The following is a 15,413-nucleotide window of genomic DNA, read 5'->3' as shown; positions in this document are numbered from 1 at the left end:
GGGAGGAGGGCGGAATGGGTTCGCTACAGGATGCCGTGGAGCAGAGGCTGGAAGTGGAGACGGAGGAGCGCTTCTGCGAGATCCTCAAGCGCAAGATGGCCGGAGCCATCGGCCTCTACGTGGAGGCAGTGCGCGCGGCCGAAGAGGAGTACGGGCCCGAAGCCCGCGAGGCCATCCGTCGTCGCCACTTGGAGCGATCGGTGGAAGCGAACCGGAAGAGAGGTGCCGAGGTACTCGATAACAGCCTGCGGGCCTTCTGCTATGCCTTGGAGGCCGGCTGCCGCGGCTCCCACGAATGGGAGAAGCTGGAAGACACCGAGAGGCGCCAGGCCTACCGCTTCACCCGGTGCCTGTGGGCAGAGATCTTCCGCGAGCTGGAGGCGGCCGACATCGGCATCTGGATCTGCGAGGGCGACGGACCGGCTGCGGCGGCCTTCAACCCCGCCATCGGCTTCGCTCGCACTAAGACCCTCATGGAAGGCGACGACTGCTGCGACCACGTGTACCACGTGGATGGGGGAGAGCCGGCGCAGGGCGCCTGATTCTGGCCGGGCGAGGGGTCGCCTCAGCGGTGCAGTGGCTACCCGTAGCCCTGTGGCCAGAAGCCGAGAACTGGGAAGCACAACCCGCGCCCTCTCCATCACCGGAGATCCGCGTCCCATCATCCTCCCTGCTCACACCCCTCGGTTGGACTTCCGCCCCTGCCGCCACTAGAATCCGGCCTCTGAGGTGGTTATGTCTGCTAGCTCCGAAGTGACCCTGGAGCTCGACCACATCGCCCACGGGGGCGAGGCCATCGGGCGGTGGGAGGGCAAAGTGGTCTTCGTGCCCTACGCCATCCCCGGCGAGACGGTACGCGCCCGCATCGTCGAGGAGCGGCGCCGCTATGCTCGCGCCCAGCTGCTGGAGGTGCTGCAGCCCTCTCCCGATCGGGTGGAGCCGCCCTGTCCTTACTTCGGCACCTGCGGCGGCTGCCAGTGGCAGCACGTCGGCTACCGCCGCCAGCTCGAGCTCCGGCTGGACCTCGTCGCCGACCAGATGCGGCGGCTGGGCCGGGTGAGCGACCCGCCCCTGGACGGGATCGTGCCCGCCGACGACCCCTGGGCCTACCGCAACAACATCCAGCTGCATCCCGTCACCCGGGCTCCCGAGGAGCCCAGCGGCGCCGTCGGGCTGGGCTTCTATACCAACGACGGCCGCACCGTCATGCCTATCGCCCAGTGCCTCATCGCCCATGACCTGGTGGACCAGTTGCACGCCTCGATCGAACTAGAATGGGGCGAACTGACCCGACTGGTCCTGCGGGCGGGCGTGAACACCGGCGAACAACTGGTCCTGTTGGAGACCGAACGCGACGAGGGGCCGGAGATATCCCTGGACCTGGCCGTCTCCTTCGCTCATCTGACCGGAAACGGAGACCTCATCACGCTAGTGGGGGAGCCCTACTTCCACGAACGGCTGGCCGGCCGCATCTTCCGCATCTTTGCCCCCTCGTTCTTTCAGGTGTTCACCGCTCAGGCGGAGAACCTGTTGGAGGTGGTCCGGGAGTTCTGCCGCCTGACCGGCGGCGAGCGCGTCCTGGACCTGTTCTGTGGCGTGGGTACGTTCGCCCTCAGCCTGGCCGCCTACGCCGGTGAGGTAGTGGGCGTGGAGTTCTCCCCCTGGGCCGCGGCGGACGCCCAGGCCAACGGCGAGGACGTCCCCAACTTCGTCGTCCATGAGGGCGAAGCCGCCGAGGTGCTGCCCAGCCTAGAGGGGCGTTTTGAGGTGGTGGTGGTGGACCCGCCGCGCAGCGGCCTGGGAGCGGAGCTGGTGAGTGCCATCGCGGCGCTGGGGCCCGAGCGACTGGTATACGTGTCGTGTGATCCGGCTACCCTGGCGCGGGACATAGTCTACCTGGCCCAGGCTGGCTACCAGGTCGAGAGCATGCTGGCGGTTGACATGTTCCCCCAGACGGCCCACGTGGAGACGGTGGCACTGTTTGGCGAGGTGGCGGGCTGAGAGGAGGCGCGCTTGCCCATCATCACCACCCACGACATCACCCTGTACGGTGAGACCGACAGATACCGCATCATCCTGCGTCCCTTGTGCGACGCCTACCTGCCGCTTCTCTACAAGTGGAACGCTGACCCGGAGGTGCTCTACTGGACGGAAGGAGGCGAGGACATCGAGCGCTCCTATGACCAGGATACCGTTCATGAGATCTACGGCGGCGTGTCTCGGCAGGGGCACTGCTTTCTGGTGGAGGTCGATGGCGCACCGGTCGGCGAGTGCTGGCTCCAGCGGATGAACCTGGAGAAGGTCTCGTCCATGTATCCGGGGCTGGATGTGCGACGCATAGATATGGCGATAGGGGAGAAGGAATGCTGGGGACGGGGCATCGGCACGGCCTTCGTCGGCATGCTGGTTGAGTTCGCCTTCACGGTAGAGAACGTGGACGTCCTCCACTGCTTCGCGGAAGACTACAACGTGAGGAGCCAGCGGGTCTGGCTGAAGAACGGCTTTCGCCTGGTGAAGACGGAGGAGCTGCCCCAGCCACAGAAAGGCAAGCTCCAGTATCACTTCGCCCTGACCAGGGCCGAGTTCAACAAGAGCCGAGTGTCGTCGCCCCAGGGCACGGCGTCGTGTGGCTCCCGCTAGTGACACCACATCCCGGTCAGCCGCCCGGCGGCGGCGCCATGATTCGCTGCATCATGGAGGGAACGACCTCGTGAGCGCCTGCGCTGACTGCGGCTCGGATCTTGGCAGACACCATAGCCTGGTGGCAGCCGACGTCCCGGCAATGGCCAACGGCTCCAGGATCATAGAGCCCACCTGTTCGCACTGCGGAACACTGATTCCGGTCGGTGCTGTCTCCGGAGGCATAGACCCTGCACGCAGGGTGATCCTCATCAGTGGTCCGGTGGGGGCGGGGAAGTCGGCCGTGGGGCAGTACATTGAGCGCCACTACGGCTACGTCTTCATAGATGGAGACGCCATCAGCAAGAGGCTGAACTACAGAGCACGGCAGGATCCCGCGCTGAAGGCCGACGAGTGCCTGTACCACAAGGAGACCATGAGGACGATGATGGTCGTGCTAGGGCTGGGCTACGACGTCGTCGTGGGATATGTCTTGGGCTCAGACGAGGTGCAGGCCTACGTAGGCAGGCTAGCGGAGTATGGCATCCGCCCTCTCGTCCGGGTGCTCTTGCCCAGCCGAGAGACCTGCATCACAAGGGACATTGAGCGGCCGTGCTGGACGGCCGGGACAGACTTCGTGGACAGGTGGTACGCACAGCAGAGGGCCCTAAAGGACCTTAGTCTGCTCGCCTGCATAGACACGTCCTTGGAGACGGTGGAGGAGACGGTGGCCCTACACTTCAGGCCGCACATCGGGGGACCGACGCCGGTGACCGGTGGCCCTAGTGCGGCGACATCGGCTCGGCTCAGGCGAGCCTGACTTGGGAGGCAAGAGTGGTGCAGACTGGTGACGTCGTCCGGCGGCTGATCGCCGCCGCCAGGAGCGTACAAGGGAGCTTCGAGCTGTCGCCCGGCGACGGCTTCAGCGCCGGAGGGGTGGGCGCCGCCATCCTCACCGCCGATGGCAACGTCTATACCGGCATATGCATTGATGTCGCCTGTGGCATCGGCTTCTGCGCCGAGCACTCCGCCATCGCCGAGATGCTCAAGCACCGGGAGACGCGGATAGCGGCCGTGGTGGCCGTGGGCGACAGCGAGATACTGCCTCCTTGCGGGCGGTGCCGCGAGTTCATGATGCAGATAGACCGCAGCAACATCGAAGCTGACGTCATCCTCTCCGAGAAGCAGACCGTCAAGCTGAGGGACTTGCTGCCCTTCTACTGGAACGAGTAGTGACGAGTGACGAGTGATACGTGACTCGTGATGAGTGGGGGTATGACAAGGTTCACCTATCATGAGTCACGGGTCACGTATCACGTATCACCAGTCACTCGCTGGAGCAGTTGACATGCCCGGCCTGAGAATCCTCATGATCGCGCCCACTTCCTTCTTCTCCGATACCGGCTGCCACGTGCGCATTCTGGAGGAGGCCAGGGCGCTGGGGGTGCGCGGCCACGAAGTCTCCGTCTGCACCTACCGCAAAGGCAGAGATCCGGGAGGCTTCCCCGTCTATCGCACCCTCCCCCTACCCTGGCGCCAGCACTACGAGGTGGGCTCTTCCCGACACAAGTTCGCCTACGACGCCCTGCTCGTCCTGACCGTCCTGGAGCGGGCGCTTCGACACCGTCCCGACGTCATTCATGCTCACATGCACGAGGGGGCCCTCATCGGCTCCGTGATCGGTCGCCTGCTCCACATCCCGGTGGTGTTCGACTTCCAGGGCAGCGCCTCCAGCGAGATGGTGGATCACCACTTCCTGAACCCCAGGGGTCCCTGGTACCGCCCCATGGTACGCCTGGAGCGTCTGATAGACCACCTGCCCCAGGCCCTGGTGACCAGCACCCACAACGCTGCTCGCCTGCTGGTGGAGGATTTCGCCTGCGACCCCGGCCACATCACCGTGGTTCAGGATCGGGTGAACTCCCGCACCTTCCACCCTGACGTGCTCACCCCCGAGGAACGCCGATCACTGCGGGAGAGCCTGAGCATCCCTGGCGACTCGCTGCTGGTGGTGTACCTAGGGCTCCTGGCCGAACATCAGGGCACCAGCCTGTTGCTCCGCGCCGCCACTCGCGTGGTAGCCGAGGTGCCCCGAGCCCATTTCCTCATCATGGGCTACCCCGGGGTCAACGAGTACCGGGCCTACGCCCACAGCCTGGGCCTGGCCGGGCGGGTGGTGTTCACCGGGCAACTGCCCTACGACCGAGCCCCTCACCACCTGGCCCTGGGGGACCTGGCGGTGGCGCCCAAAGTGTCGGCCACTGAGGGAGCGGGCAAACTGCTCAACTACATGGCCATGGCCCTGCCTGTCGTCGCCTTCGACGGCCCGGTGAACCGGGAGTACCTGGGGGAGCTGGGCATCTACCCCGACGCCGTGGACGAGGCCGCCCTTTCCTCCACTCTCATACGTGTTTTGGGGGACCTGGAAGGAGCTCGATCCCTCGGGCAAGCGCTGCGCCAACGCGCCCTGGAGCGCTTCACCTGGGAGGAGGGAGCGGCTGCCATCGAGGCCGTCTACGAGCGGGTGCTCAGTCCGCAGGGAAGGGGCAGGCGGCTTCGGCGCAGCCGCCCCCAGGTCGAGCAGGGCTGATGCCCTTCCCTGGCCAGCGAAGGCAGCGGGCGCCTAGTGAGAGCACCGTGGGCCTGGAAGCCCTATCCGAGCCCGAGCGCGCCAGGCTGCTTCACCCTCTGCTGGAGAGGCTATCGCGCGGGGAGTCGGCGCCGGGCTGGGAAATCGCCCGCATAACGGGCGGGGCCAACAACCTGCTCTATCGGGCCACTGGGCCCCTGGGCGACCTGGCGGTGAAGTTCACCCTGGCTGACCCCAGGGATCGGGCGGGGCGGGAGTACACCGCTCTGCTGGCCCTGCACCGGTCCGGACTGCGAGTTGCCCCTGTTCCGCTCCTGCTGGACCGATCCTCCTACTCGCTGCCTGTGGTGGTGCAGACCTGGCTGGAAGGGGAGGTGAGCAAGGAGCCGCCGGCCGACGATGGGGAGTGGACTCTGCTCCTGAAGCACCTGGCGGCCGTGCATAGCCTCTCGCCCGCGGACACGGACGTGGAGATTCGTCCGGCCCACGTGACCGCCCCCAGCGCCGAGGCAGCCGTGCGCCTGGTGCGGGAGCAGGCCGAGCGGATACCCGAGGCCGATCGGCCCGCGCTCCTGAGCGGCATTTTGGACCGCCTAGAAGCTCGAGACCTTCCTCGGTGGCCGACCCCGGAGCCGCGGCTCTGCCGAGCGGATGCCAACATCACCAACTTCATCCGGCGGCCAGGCGGATGGTGCTCGGTGGACTGGGAGAACAGCGGCTGGGGTGACCCCGCCTTCGAGATCGCTGACCTGATCACCCACCCAGCTTACCTGGGCGTGCCGTGCCAGCGCTGGCAGTGGGTCGCCCACACATACTGCGAGCTGGCCGGCGATGGCGATAAGCTGGTCCGCATCTGGGCTTACTACGGCATCCTGCTTTGCTTCTGGGTGGCACGGCTGGCCCGTTACCTGTACGAGGTGCCTCGGGGCCTGGACCCTCGGCTGGTGGAGCTGCCTGCCAACTGGGAGCGGGATCGGCTGCGCAAGTACCGCCACTATCGGCGGCTGGCGGCACAGTGGCTGGACGTAGGGGCGGACCACTGCGTCCGCCCGGGGCAGGCGCGGTGACCTGCCTCGGCGCGGCGACGGGGCGGTGGCAGGCAACGGGCGGCCCGGGCGGCTCTGTCTAGGAGGCAACAGTGCCCATCCAATGGCTCATGGAATACTGGGAGGCCAAGGCCGACAGCGTACTGCCCTTCTTGCAGGGCAGGCCGGTGGGAATGGAGCTCAAGTTCGAGAAGCGGGTCATCTTCCGCCGTCGGCAGAAGGGAGGCGACTTCATTGCTGTCGAGACTCACAGCGATGTCATGTACTGGGCCCGACAGCACTGCTACTCCTTCCATCCTCACCTAGAAGACGGCTTCCTCTACTTCATCCTGGACATCGATCGCCGGGACGTGGAGGTCCCCCTCGCCCTGGCGGGCGCCGCCGCCGCCGAGTTGGCGTCGCTGCTCGACGAACTCGGGGTAGAGTACTCCCTCAAGTTCTCCGGCCGTCGCGGCTTCCACTTCTACTGGGCCTTCGATCAGGAGCAGGCACGGGAGGCGGGAGGGGGCGAGCCCTGGCCCTTCGAGCGTCGGGTGATCGTCTTCCTGCGCGACCGGTTGGAGGAGCGACTGCAGGCGGGGCAGTGGCGCGGCGAGTTCTACCGCTACTTGTCCCCCGATGACCCCATCACCCTCACCAACTCGGCCGACCCGGAGCACGCACGGTCTTTGCTGCTGGACGAGAACATCGTGCATCACAACGGCTCGCTCCGGTCGCCCTGGTCGGTGCACCCGGAGAGTGGGCTGGTGTCGCTACCGCTGCAGCGGGACGAACTGGAAGGCTTCCAGGCGCAGGACGCCACCCCCGAGAAAGCCCTGGAGCGCTCCGGCCCTACCGAAGTGCCCCGGAACTCCGTGAGCAGTCTCCTGGCGCTGCTGAGGTAGAGACGCGGGGACGCGGAGACACGGAGACGGGGAGAGGGGGAGACGGGGAGACGCGGAGACAGGGAGAGGGGGGATAGGGAGACGCGGAGACGCGGAGACAGGGAGACGGGGAGACGCGGAGACGGGGAGAGGGGGAGACGGGGAGACGCGGAGACTGGGAGAGTGCCCCCAGCCAGCTCGTCTCCGTGTCTTCCCGTCACCCCGTCTCCGCGTCTCCGTGTCACCCCCTCTCCGTGTCTTTGTCGCCGCGGCCTGGCTGCGTTATCCTAGCGGCCGTGAGCATTCCCCAACGCTTGGTCGAGCTGTACCACTATCGTGAACTGGTGCGCCAGTTGGTGCTTCGAGATCTGAAGGCGCGCTACAAGAACTCCGTGCTCGGCTTCATGTGGTCTCTGCTCAATCCTCTGGGCATGATGATCGTGTTCGGGATCGTCTTCACCGTCCTCCTCACGGACTACTCCAAGGCCTACTATCCCGTCTACCTGCTCAGTGCCTTGCTGCCCTGGAACTTCCTCGTCGGAGGGCTGACCACGGGCACGGCAAGTGTGCTGAACAACACCCCCCTGGTACGCAAGGTGTACTTCCCCCGCGAGGTGCTGCCCATCGCGGCCGTGCTGGCCCATCTGGTGAACTTCCTCCTGGCTCTCATCCCCCTCTTCTTGCTCATGCTGGTCCTGGGCCTGCCCTTCACCCGCTGGATAGTGCTCTACCTGCCCTGGGTGTTGCTGGCGCAGGTGGCCTTCGTCACCGGTCTGGCTCTCCTGCTTTCGGCCGTCAACGTCTTCTATCGGGACACCCAGATGATACTGGAGGTCCTCACCCTGGCCTGGTTCTTCCTCACTCCCATCTTCTGGCCCATAGACCTGATCCGTGACACCTGGGTGCGGGTGCTGGGCGCCGAACTCAACGCCTACGTGTGGTTGAACCGGCTCAACCCCATGGCCTCATTGGCGGCTGCCTATCGCGATATCCTATACTCCGGCAGCCCTGTGGGGCTAGACTTCTTCTTCCGCACTCTCGTCACCTGTCTGGCCGTGCTCGCCCTGGGGTACTGGGTGTTCGTACGGCTGAGTCCGCGATTCGGCGAGGAGTTGTAGAACTTGGACAGCGAGAGAGACAAGCAACGGCAGCTTCAACCGGCCCCGCCGGAGTACTACCCGCCTCCCTACTACTACTACGAGGATGAGATAGACCTGCACGACTACGTGAACGTGCTGGTGCGATACCGCTGGCTGGTGATCGGGCTGCCCCTCCTGGCCGTGCTGGTGGCTGCTGCCCTGGGGTTCGTGTTTATGGAGCCCAGTTACGAGGCCACGGCCCTGGTGGCCATCATCCGGCCGCGCTACGTCGCCCAGTTCACCACTAGCTTCGAGACTATTCCCTACGATCAGCAACAGCTGCCCCTCAAGGCCTACCCCACCCTGGCGACGAGCAGCGATCTGTTGCAGCAGTTGCTTCCGTTGGTAGCCGATCGCCTGCCGGAGGGGTCGCGGAGCGTGAGGCACCTGAAGGACATGGTCTCAGCCCGAAGCGGCCAGGACGCGAGCCTAATCGAGCTCACGGTCGCTGCCCCAGATCCGGAACTGGCGGCGTACATCGCCAACATCTGGGCCGAGCAGCTGGCCGACAGAATCCAGGAGGTGTACGGCCAGACCGCGCACGAGATCGCTGCCTTCGAGGAGAGGCTAGCGGACGCCGCCGAGCGACGCCAGGCGGCCGAGGACGCGGTCATAGAGTTCCAGTCCCGCAACCCCGGCTCCGTCCTCGAAGCCCAGATCGCGGACCGTAAGTCGGCCCTGAGCTCGTACTTCGGGACGAAGCGTGCCTTGGAGCGGGTCATCCAGGACGCCGGCTCGCTCCGGAGTCGCCTGGCTATGCAGCGGGCCGACACGCCCTCTCGCTTTTCGGACGAGCTGTCGGCCCTGCTGCTCGACATCAACTCCTTGAGCAGCTCGGGCGGGCCATCCCTTCAATTACAGATCCAGGCCACCGACACTGCTGCCGGGACGACCGCTGGGGAGCAGATCACCTTCCTGGACAACCTGGTTACCGTCTTGGAGGCCAAGCGTGTGGAGCTGGATGCCAAAATCGCCTCCGTAGAGCCGGAGCTGCTCTCCCTGCAGCGGCAGCTCGAGCTGGTGCGCAGCGAGGAACAGCGGCTGTCCGAGGAGCGCGAGATCGCCCGCGAGCTCTACCGGTCCATCGCCCTCAAGCTGGAGGAGGCACGCCTCTCCGAGCAGACCAACGGACGCGAGGTGCAGGTGGCAGCCCGGGCCGTACCTCCTCTGCAGCCCTCCTCCCCTCGCAAGATGATGATGCTCGGCGTGGCCGGCTCATTGGGACTGATGCTGGGAGTCTTCGGGGCGTTCGTGGTCAACTTCTTCGCCACCGCCCCCGGGAAGAGCTAGGACCACGGCCAGTTCCTCCCCCATGACCGATCAGCAGCACGCTTGGGGCCGGCCACCAGGAGCCGGCCCTGTTGCGTCTGCGCCGGCGCCGGACGCAGGCTCCGGCGTGGGCCGCGCCGCCGGCACAGTCATGGGCGCCTTTGTCCTCAGTCGGGCCCTGGGCCTGGCCCGAGAGATGGTCATTTCCAGCCGCTTCGGCACCAGCGGCGAGCTGGACGCCTACCTGGCCGCTTTTCGCCTCCCCGACATCATCTTCCAGCTCATGGCCGGCGGAGCGCTGGCCTCGGCCTTCATCCCCACTTTCGCTGGCTTGCTGGCGAATAACGAGGAACAGGCGGGCTGGCGGCTGGCTTCTAGCATCATCAACATTCTCGTTCTCGGCCTGGGGTTGGTGTCTCTGATATGTATGGCCCTGGCCGGTCCCCTAACGCGACACGTGGTCGCAGTAGGATTCGACCCCGAACGCCAGGCGCTCACGGCCCAGCTCATGCGCATCATGCTCACGGCCCCGGTGGTCTTCTCCGTGAGCGGCGTCTTCATGGGGATACTGAACTCGTACGGCCGCTTCTTGGCGCCGGCGTTGGCTCCTTCAGCTTACAACCTGGCCATCATTCTGGGTGCCGTCCTGCTAACGCCCGAACTGGGGGTGTATGGGCTGGCCTTTGGGGTCGCCGTCGGCGCAGTCTGTCACTACATCATTCAATTGCCCCAGGTGCTGCTCCTGCTCCCCGAGCACCTGCGGCCAGGCCCTATCGAGCACGGGCCGCTGGGGCTGGCCTCCCCGCACCTGCGGGAGGTGGTGCGCCTCATGCTGCCCCGGAGCGTGGGGCTGGCGGCCATCCAGGTCAACTTCCTGGTAAACACCATCCTGGCCTCCACGCTGGCCCCGGGTAGCCTGGCCACCCTGAACTACGCCTGGATCCTGATGCTCCTGCCCCAGGGCGTGTTTGCCCAGGGCGTCGCTACTGCCGTCTTCCCCACCTTCTCGGCCCTGGCTGCTCGGGGCAGATGGAGCGACCTCGGCGATCTCTTCCTGCGCGCCACCCGCTGGGTGCTCTTCCTTTCTGTGCCAGCCGGCTTGGGGCTGATCCTAATCGGGGAACCTATCGTGAGCCTCGTCCTGGGCCGGGGCGCCTTCGGCGCTCAATCCACAGCGGCGGTAGCAGCCGTCCTGGCCTTCTACGCCCTGGGGCTCTGGGCCCACAGTGTCCTGGAGGTCATCACTCGGGCCTTCTACGCCACCCACGACACCCGTACCCCGGTCGGCGTCGGCGTGGCGGCCATGGCGCTCAACGTGCTCCTGAGCCTGCTGCTGATGGGCCCGCTGCGGGAGAGAGGACTGGCTCTGGCCAACACCCTCGCCGTCTCTGGGGAAGTGGTGGTCCTGTGGGCGATCCTCAGCCGGCGCATACCGGACGCTGCTCCTACAGCCCTGGCCGAGCCCACCCTGAGGATGGTGGCTGCCGGACTGATTATGGCCGCGGGACTGCTAGCCCTGGGAAGCCTGGTTCGCCTGTCTCCGTCGGTCTTGGGTATCGTCGGGATGGTAAGCGGAGCAGTGGCGTACGGTGCCGCGGCCCTGGCGCTGAGGGTGCCCGAAGCCCGCCTAGTCGCCGATCGGGCCCGAGCCATCTTAGTTCGCGAGCGGAGCTGAAGCCTGCCCTCAGACGGGGACGCTGAGGTGGATGCTGGTACCCTGGCCGGGCTTGGAACTGAGGGTAAGCTGGCCGCCGATGGCCTCGGCGCGCTCCCTCATGTTGAGCAGGCCCAGGCTGCCGCGGGTGGCGTAGCTCGCCTCCACCGCCTTAACGTCGAAGCCGACGCCGTCGTCGTGCACCTCGACGCCCAGCCAGCCCTCCTCGAAGCTAAGCCGGATCACGGCTCCCTCGGCACCGCTGTGCTTGCGCGAGTTTCCGATGGCTTCCTGCACGATGGCGAAGATGGCTCTCTCCGAGTTCTGCCGCAGCCGGCGGCTCTCGCCCTTCACGCTGAGACGGACGTCGAAGCCCTCCTCTCGCTGTCGGCGGGCGTATTCCTCTATGGCTGCCACCAACCCCCGCGCCTCCAGAATCACCGGGCGCAGGTCGAAGAGCATGGTCCGCACTTCGCGCAGGGTGCGCTCCATCAACGGCTCCAGGGCGGAGAGCTCTCCCCGAGCCTCGGCCCGGCCCTGGTCCAGCAGTCGCAGGCCGAGGCGTAGCCTCATGATGAGGGAGGCAAGCAGCTGAGCCGGGCCGTCGTGCAGGTCTCGTGCCAACTGGTTGCGCACCTCCTGCTCCACCGCCAGAATACGGTCCCGCTCCTCGGCCAGTTCCGAGTATAGGCGAGCGTTCTCGATGGATATGGCGGCCTGGCTGGCCACCGCCAGGAGCAGCGAGACGTCGTCATCGCCGAAGGCACGGCCATTCTCTTTGTTGAGGACCTCGAGCGCTCCCACCATCTTCCCTTTGGCGGCCATGGGCACACAGGCGAGGGAGAGGGTGGGGAAGCCCAGCTGTGTGCTCACCTCGGGGTAGAAACGGGGGTCGGCAGCGGGGTCATTCACCACCAGGGGCTCGCCATGAGTAACCACCCACCCAGCCACGCCGGCGGTGGCGGGCATGCGCTGGCCCAGCAGGCTGGCGCCGGCTCCTCCAATTACCACGGCGAACTCCAGCTCCCCGCTCTCGTGGTCGAGAAGAAGGAGCGAGCCCGCCGCTGCTCCCACCACAGCCACTGCTGCCGAGAGCACCTCAGAAAGCAGCGCCTCGAGCTGCAACTCGGACGTGACCCGTTGGGCCACGGCCCGTAGTGTCTCCAGCGCCTCAATTCTAGCTTGAGCCAACGCCAGACGTGCGCGGAGAGTCTCTATCTCCTCGATCCGCGCCTCCTCTTGGGCCAAACTCGCCTCCCCGCGCTCTTCCCTCTCTTCACAGCGAAAGGGGCCTAACGTCAAGCAGCCTCCGCCATGGCACTGATCAGTCTAGCGGAGCCGCGCCACTGCCGCCAGTCCACATAAGTGAGATGGGGGCGTTTGTTACGCCCCAGGGTGCGTGCTAGAATCGCGGCAGCCTGCACTGCCGGAGAGCTCATGGCGGACGCGCTCAGGGTCGTCGGTCGCTCGTTTCGCGATTGGTGGGACGAGATGTTTCTGATGGTGGGAGTCAACCTCGTCTGGGGCCTTCTGGCCATCGCCGTGGTGACTCTCTTTCCTGCCTCCATGGGGGCGTATTATCTCACTCACCAGAAGGCTCACGGTCGGCGGGTGGAGTTCGAGTACTTCTGGCAAGGCTTCCGGCAGTATTTCGGTAAGTCCTGGGTCCTGGGCGGCATCAACGTGGTGGTCACCGTGCTGTTGTTGTTCAACATCTGGTTCTACTCTCAGATGCCCAACCTGCTCGCGTACCTCACTATCGTTTGGATCTACATCCTATTGGTTTGGGCGGGGGTGCTTATCTACGTGTTCCCTCTGGCGCTGGAACAGGAGGACAAGAGCGTCAAGCTCATCTATCGCAACGCCGCCTTGCTGGCGGCCAGCCGGCCGCTGTTCACCCTGGTGGTGGCCATCCTCAGCTTGGTCCTCCTGGTGGCGAGCGTCGGCATCCCGCCCCTGCTTCTACTGGTGTATATCCCTCTCTCCGCCCTGATCGGCAACCACGCCATGATCAGCTCCCTGGAGTACGTCGACCGCCGCCGGGCCGACCTGGCCAGAGGCCGTAGCAACCAGAAGAAGAACGAGCCGCCACAGTGAGGTTCCTCTGCTCCTTGGCCGGGGCATCATCCGGGCCATGGACCTCCCGGTGCCAAGCCCTCCGCTGTAGCCATGGTAGCACCGGGACGATCGGATGCATAGGGGAAAGAGGTCAGGGGTGGTGGCTGCCTGGCGGCGCAGTACCCCCTCAAGATCGGGCGGCGAGTGGCTGGGACGTGAGGCCGCCTGCATCAGTGGCAGGGGGGGCCTGACGGCCCCCCGGTGAGATGACGACGAGGGTGTGAGAGCTGTCTATCCGGAGCGGGCCAGCATCCGCTCCACCTCTTCCTGAGCCACCGATTCGTCCAGCTTGCGGAAGAGCGGGCGGATCTGGCCTAGCTTCTGCCCGACGGGCACTCCCACTGGCTTCCAGCCATCGTCTTGCGCTGCCGGCGGTTCGTAACGCAAGGCCGAGTGGGTGCGCACTTCCTCCTGCAACTCCTCGATGTACTGCCTTCCGAGAAGGTTGCCCTCGAGCCCCAGCATCTCATGCAGGGCCTGGGAGGAGAAGGGCAGGTAGGGGTACAACAGCGTCTTCAGGTTGTTGATCACTTGGATCATCACGTAGATCGAGGTGGCCGCCGCCTCCCTGTCCTCCCGGATCTGAAACCAGGGAGCCTTGGCGTCCAGGTAGCGGTTCGCTTCCCGCGCCACCTCCATGGCCTCGGCGATGCCGGCACGGAAGTGACAGGCCTCGATCTCCTCGCCTACCACACGGAAGGCAGCCTGGGCCCGCGCCATGAGTGCCCGGTCCTCCGCGGTCAGCTCGCCCGGCTCCGGCACTCGGCCGTCGAAGTTACGGACGGCAAAGGCCAGCACCCGGTTGGCCAGGTTGCCGTAGGTGGCGACCAACTCGTCGTTGTTACGCCGGACGAACTCCTCCCAGGTGAAGTCGCTGTCGCTGCGCTCGGGCATATTGACGGACAGCACGTAGCGTAGCGAGTCGGCATCGTAGCGCTCCAGGAAATCGGGTAGATCTATCATCCAGTTGCGGCTCTTGGAGAGCTGGCGCCCCTGCACCCGCAGGAACTCATTGGCGGGCACATCGTACGGCAAGTTGAGCCCACCGTAGCCGTAGAGCATACCGGGCCAAATGATGGTGTGGAAGACGATGTTATCCTTGCCCATGAAGTAGTAGTGACGGACGGACTGGTCCTGCCACCACTCATGCCAGGCCTCGGGCTTGTCCACCAGGTTTGCCCACTCTACCGTAGCGGAGAGGTAGCCGATGACGGCGTCGAACCACACGTAGATGCGCTTGTCCTCGTACCCCTCCAACGGCACCGGGACGCCCCAGGCGATGTCGCGGGTGATGGGGCGACCCCGAAGCTCCCCGCTCTCCAGCATGGTGCGGGTGAGGTTGATGACGTTACGTCGCCAATGCTCTTTGTCCTGGTTGATCCACTCCAACAGCGGTCCGTTGAGCTTGGCCAGATCGAGAAAGAAGTGATCCGTTTCTCGAGGAATGGGGGTCCCGCCGCAGGCCTTGCAGCGAGGGGCCAGAAGCTCGGTGGCATCCAGGGTACGGCCGCACTCGTCACACTGATCGCCGCGGGCCTCCTCGAAGTGGCAGTAAGGACAGGTCCCCTCTACGTAGCGATCGGCTAGGAACCGGTCACACCTGGCGCAGTATAGACTGACCATAGTGTCCCGGTAGAGATAGCCACGCTCGAGCAGGCGCAGGAACATGTCTTGGGTCACCCGCCAGTGATTCTCGGTGTCGGTCTCGGTGTAGAGATCGAAGGTTATCCCGAGGCCCATGAGGGCGTGAAGATGGCTGGGGTGGTAGCGGTCCACTATCTCGCGAGGGGAGACGCCCTCCTTCTCCGCCTGCACGGTTATGGGGGTGCCGTGGGTGTCGCTGCCAGACACCATGAGTACTTCGTTTCCGCGGAGGCGGTGGTAGCGGGCGAAGATGTCGGGCGGCAGGAGGGAACCTGCTACATGCCCCAGGTGAAGATGGCCGTTGGCATAGGGCCAGGCGACGCAGACCAGAATCCTCTCATTCATCTCGGAAACTCCCTTCCAGCAAGCGCCTAAGGACGACCGAACAGTACTCAGCCTGGAGTCAGGTAAGTAGACGGGGGCAAGCCCCCATATGGCCCTTAGCGGCGGGCAGAAGCCGCCGCGGCGCCG

General features: G+C 65.6%; 14 protein-coding genes. 12 read left to right on the top strand and 2 right to left on the bottom strand.

Translation table 11 applies throughout. The features are described 5' to 3' along the window. Positions 1–14 precede the first annotated feature (14 nt). From HPY83_02075 to murJ, 11 genes are all read left to right on the top strand, one after another. Positions 15–542: an L-2-amino-thiazoline-4-carboxylic acid hydrolase gene (locus HPY83_02075; protein ID NPV06735.1), complete on the top strand. Its 528-nt coding sequence runs from the start codon at positions 15–17 to the stop codon at positions 540–542. Positions 543–735: 193 nt separating this feature from the next. Next, positions 736–2,001, top strand: coding sequence for a 23S rRNA (uracil(1939)-C(5))-methyltransferase RlmD (gene rlmD, locus HPY83_02070; GenBank protein NPV06734.1), 1,266 nt, complete (start codon positions 736–738; stop codon positions 1,999–2,001). A 12-nt stretch (positions 2,002–2,013) separates the two neighbouring features. After that, entirely contained in the window at positions 2,014–2,640 is a 627-nt protein-coding gene (locus HPY83_02065; protein NPV06733.1) for a GNAT family N-acetyltransferase, read from the top strand. A gap of 70 nt (positions 2,641–2,710) precedes the next feature. After that, the gene (locus HPY83_02060) at positions 2,711–3,439 is read left to right on the top strand and encodes an AAA family ATPase (protein NPV06732.1); all 729 of its coding nucleotides are present in this window, start codon (positions 2,711–2,713) and stop codon (positions 3,437–3,439) included. 14 nt (positions 3,440–3,453) lie between these two features. Continuing rightward, on the top strand, positions 3,454–3,852 hold the full coding sequence (locus HPY83_02055; GenBank protein ID NPV06731.1) for a cytidine deaminase: 399 nt from the start codon (positions 3,454–3,456) through the stop codon (positions 3,850–3,852). Positions 3,853–3,967: 115 nt separating this feature from the next. Next, complete coding sequence (locus tag HPY83_02050) at positions 3,968–5,209, top strand: glycosyltransferase family 4 protein (protein ID NPV06730.1); 1,242 nt, start codon at positions 3,968–3,970, stop codon at positions 5,207–5,209. Beyond that, a complete protein-coding gene (locus HPY83_02045; GenBank protein NPV06729.1) occupies positions 5,209–6,276 on the top strand; it encodes an aminoglycoside phosphotransferase family protein in 1,068 nt (355 codons plus the stop codon). Before HPY83_02050 ends, HPY83_02045 begins: the two co-directional genes overlap by 1 nt. 71 nt (positions 6,277–6,347) lie before the next feature. Then, positions 6,348–7,139, top strand: a complete 792-nt coding sequence (locus HPY83_02040; GenBank protein ID NPV06728.1) for a hypothetical protein — start codon at positions 6,348–6,350, stop codon at positions 7,137–7,139. Positions 7,140–7,420: 281 nt separating this feature from the next. Further along, complete coding sequence (locus tag HPY83_02035) at positions 7,421–8,236, top strand: ABC transporter permease (protein NPV06727.1); 816 nt, start codon at positions 7,421–7,423, stop codon at positions 8,234–8,236. A gap of 3 nt (positions 8,237–8,239) precedes the next feature. Beyond that, positions 8,240–9,547: a hypothetical protein gene (locus HPY83_02030; GenBank protein ID NPV06726.1), complete on the top strand. Its 1,308-nt coding sequence runs from the start codon at positions 8,240–8,242 to the stop codon at positions 9,545–9,547. 106 nt (positions 9,548–9,653) lie between these two features. Then, on the top strand, positions 9,654–11,201 hold the full coding sequence (murJ, locus tag HPY83_02025) for a murein biosynthesis integral membrane protein MurJ (protein NPV06725.1): 1,548 nt from the start codon (positions 9,654–9,656) through the stop codon (positions 11,199–11,201). Between the two features lie 9 nt (positions 11,202–11,210). Here murJ and HPY83_02020 read toward each other — a convergent pair whose 3' ends face one another. Next, positions 11,211–12,428 (bottom strand): GAF domain-containing sensor histidine kinase, encoded by a 1,218-nt coding sequence (locus HPY83_02020; protein ID NPV06724.1) that lies wholly within the window; start codon positions 12,426–12,428, stop codon positions 11,211–11,213. Between the two features lie 189 nt (positions 12,429–12,617). Between HPY83_02020 and HPY83_02015 the strand changes: the two genes are divergently transcribed. Then, a complete protein-coding gene (locus HPY83_02015) occupies positions 12,618–13,277 on the top strand; it encodes a DUF624 domain-containing protein (protein NPV06723.1) in 660 nt (219 codons plus the stop codon). 252 nt (positions 13,278–13,529) lie between these two features. Here the strand turns inward: HPY83_02015 and metG are convergent, their stop codons facing one another. Continuing rightward, positions 13,530–15,287 carry a methionine--tRNA ligase gene (gene metG, locus HPY83_02010; GenBank protein ID NPV06722.1) on the bottom strand — a complete coding sequence of 586 codons (1,758 nt, stop codon included), beginning with the start codon at positions 15,285–15,287 and terminating at the stop codon, positions 13,530–13,532. Between the last annotated feature and the right edge of the window lie 126 nt (positions 15,288–15,413).

Source organism: Anaerolineae bacterium (assembly GCA_013178015.1).
Taxonomy (GTDB): domain Bacteria; phylum Chloroflexota; class Anaerolineae; order DRVO01; family DRVO01; genus Ch71.
Note: the sequence above shows the minus strand (reverse complement) of the source record. Positions and strands in the feature narration are given on the sequence as shown.

Excerpts from the sequence above, each read along its gene's own strand:
- HPY83_02050 (NPV06730.1), top strand. The coding sequence starts at position 3,968 with ATGCCCGGCCTGAGAATCCTCATGATCGCGCCCACTTCCTTCTTCTCC.
- HPY83_02045 (NPV06729.1), top strand. The coding sequence starts at position 5,209 with ATGCCCTTCCCTGGCCAGCGAAGGCAGCGGGCGCCTAGTGAGAGCACC.
- HPY83_02075 (NPV06735.1), top strand. The coding sequence starts at position 15 with ATGGGTTCGCTACAGGATGCCGTGGAGCAGAGGCTGGAAGTGGAGACG.
- HPY83_02015 (NPV06723.1), top strand. The coding sequence starts at position 12,618 with ATGGCGGACGCGCTCAGGGTCGTCGGTCGCTCGTTTCGCGATTGGTGG.
- rlmD (NPV06734.1), top strand. The coding sequence starts at position 736 with ATGTCTGCTAGCTCCGAAGTGACCCTGGAGCTCGACCACATCGCCCAC.
- metG (NPV06722.1), bottom strand. The coding sequence starts at position 15,287 with ATGAATGAGAGGATTCTGGTCTGCGTCGCCTGGCCCTATGCCAACGGC.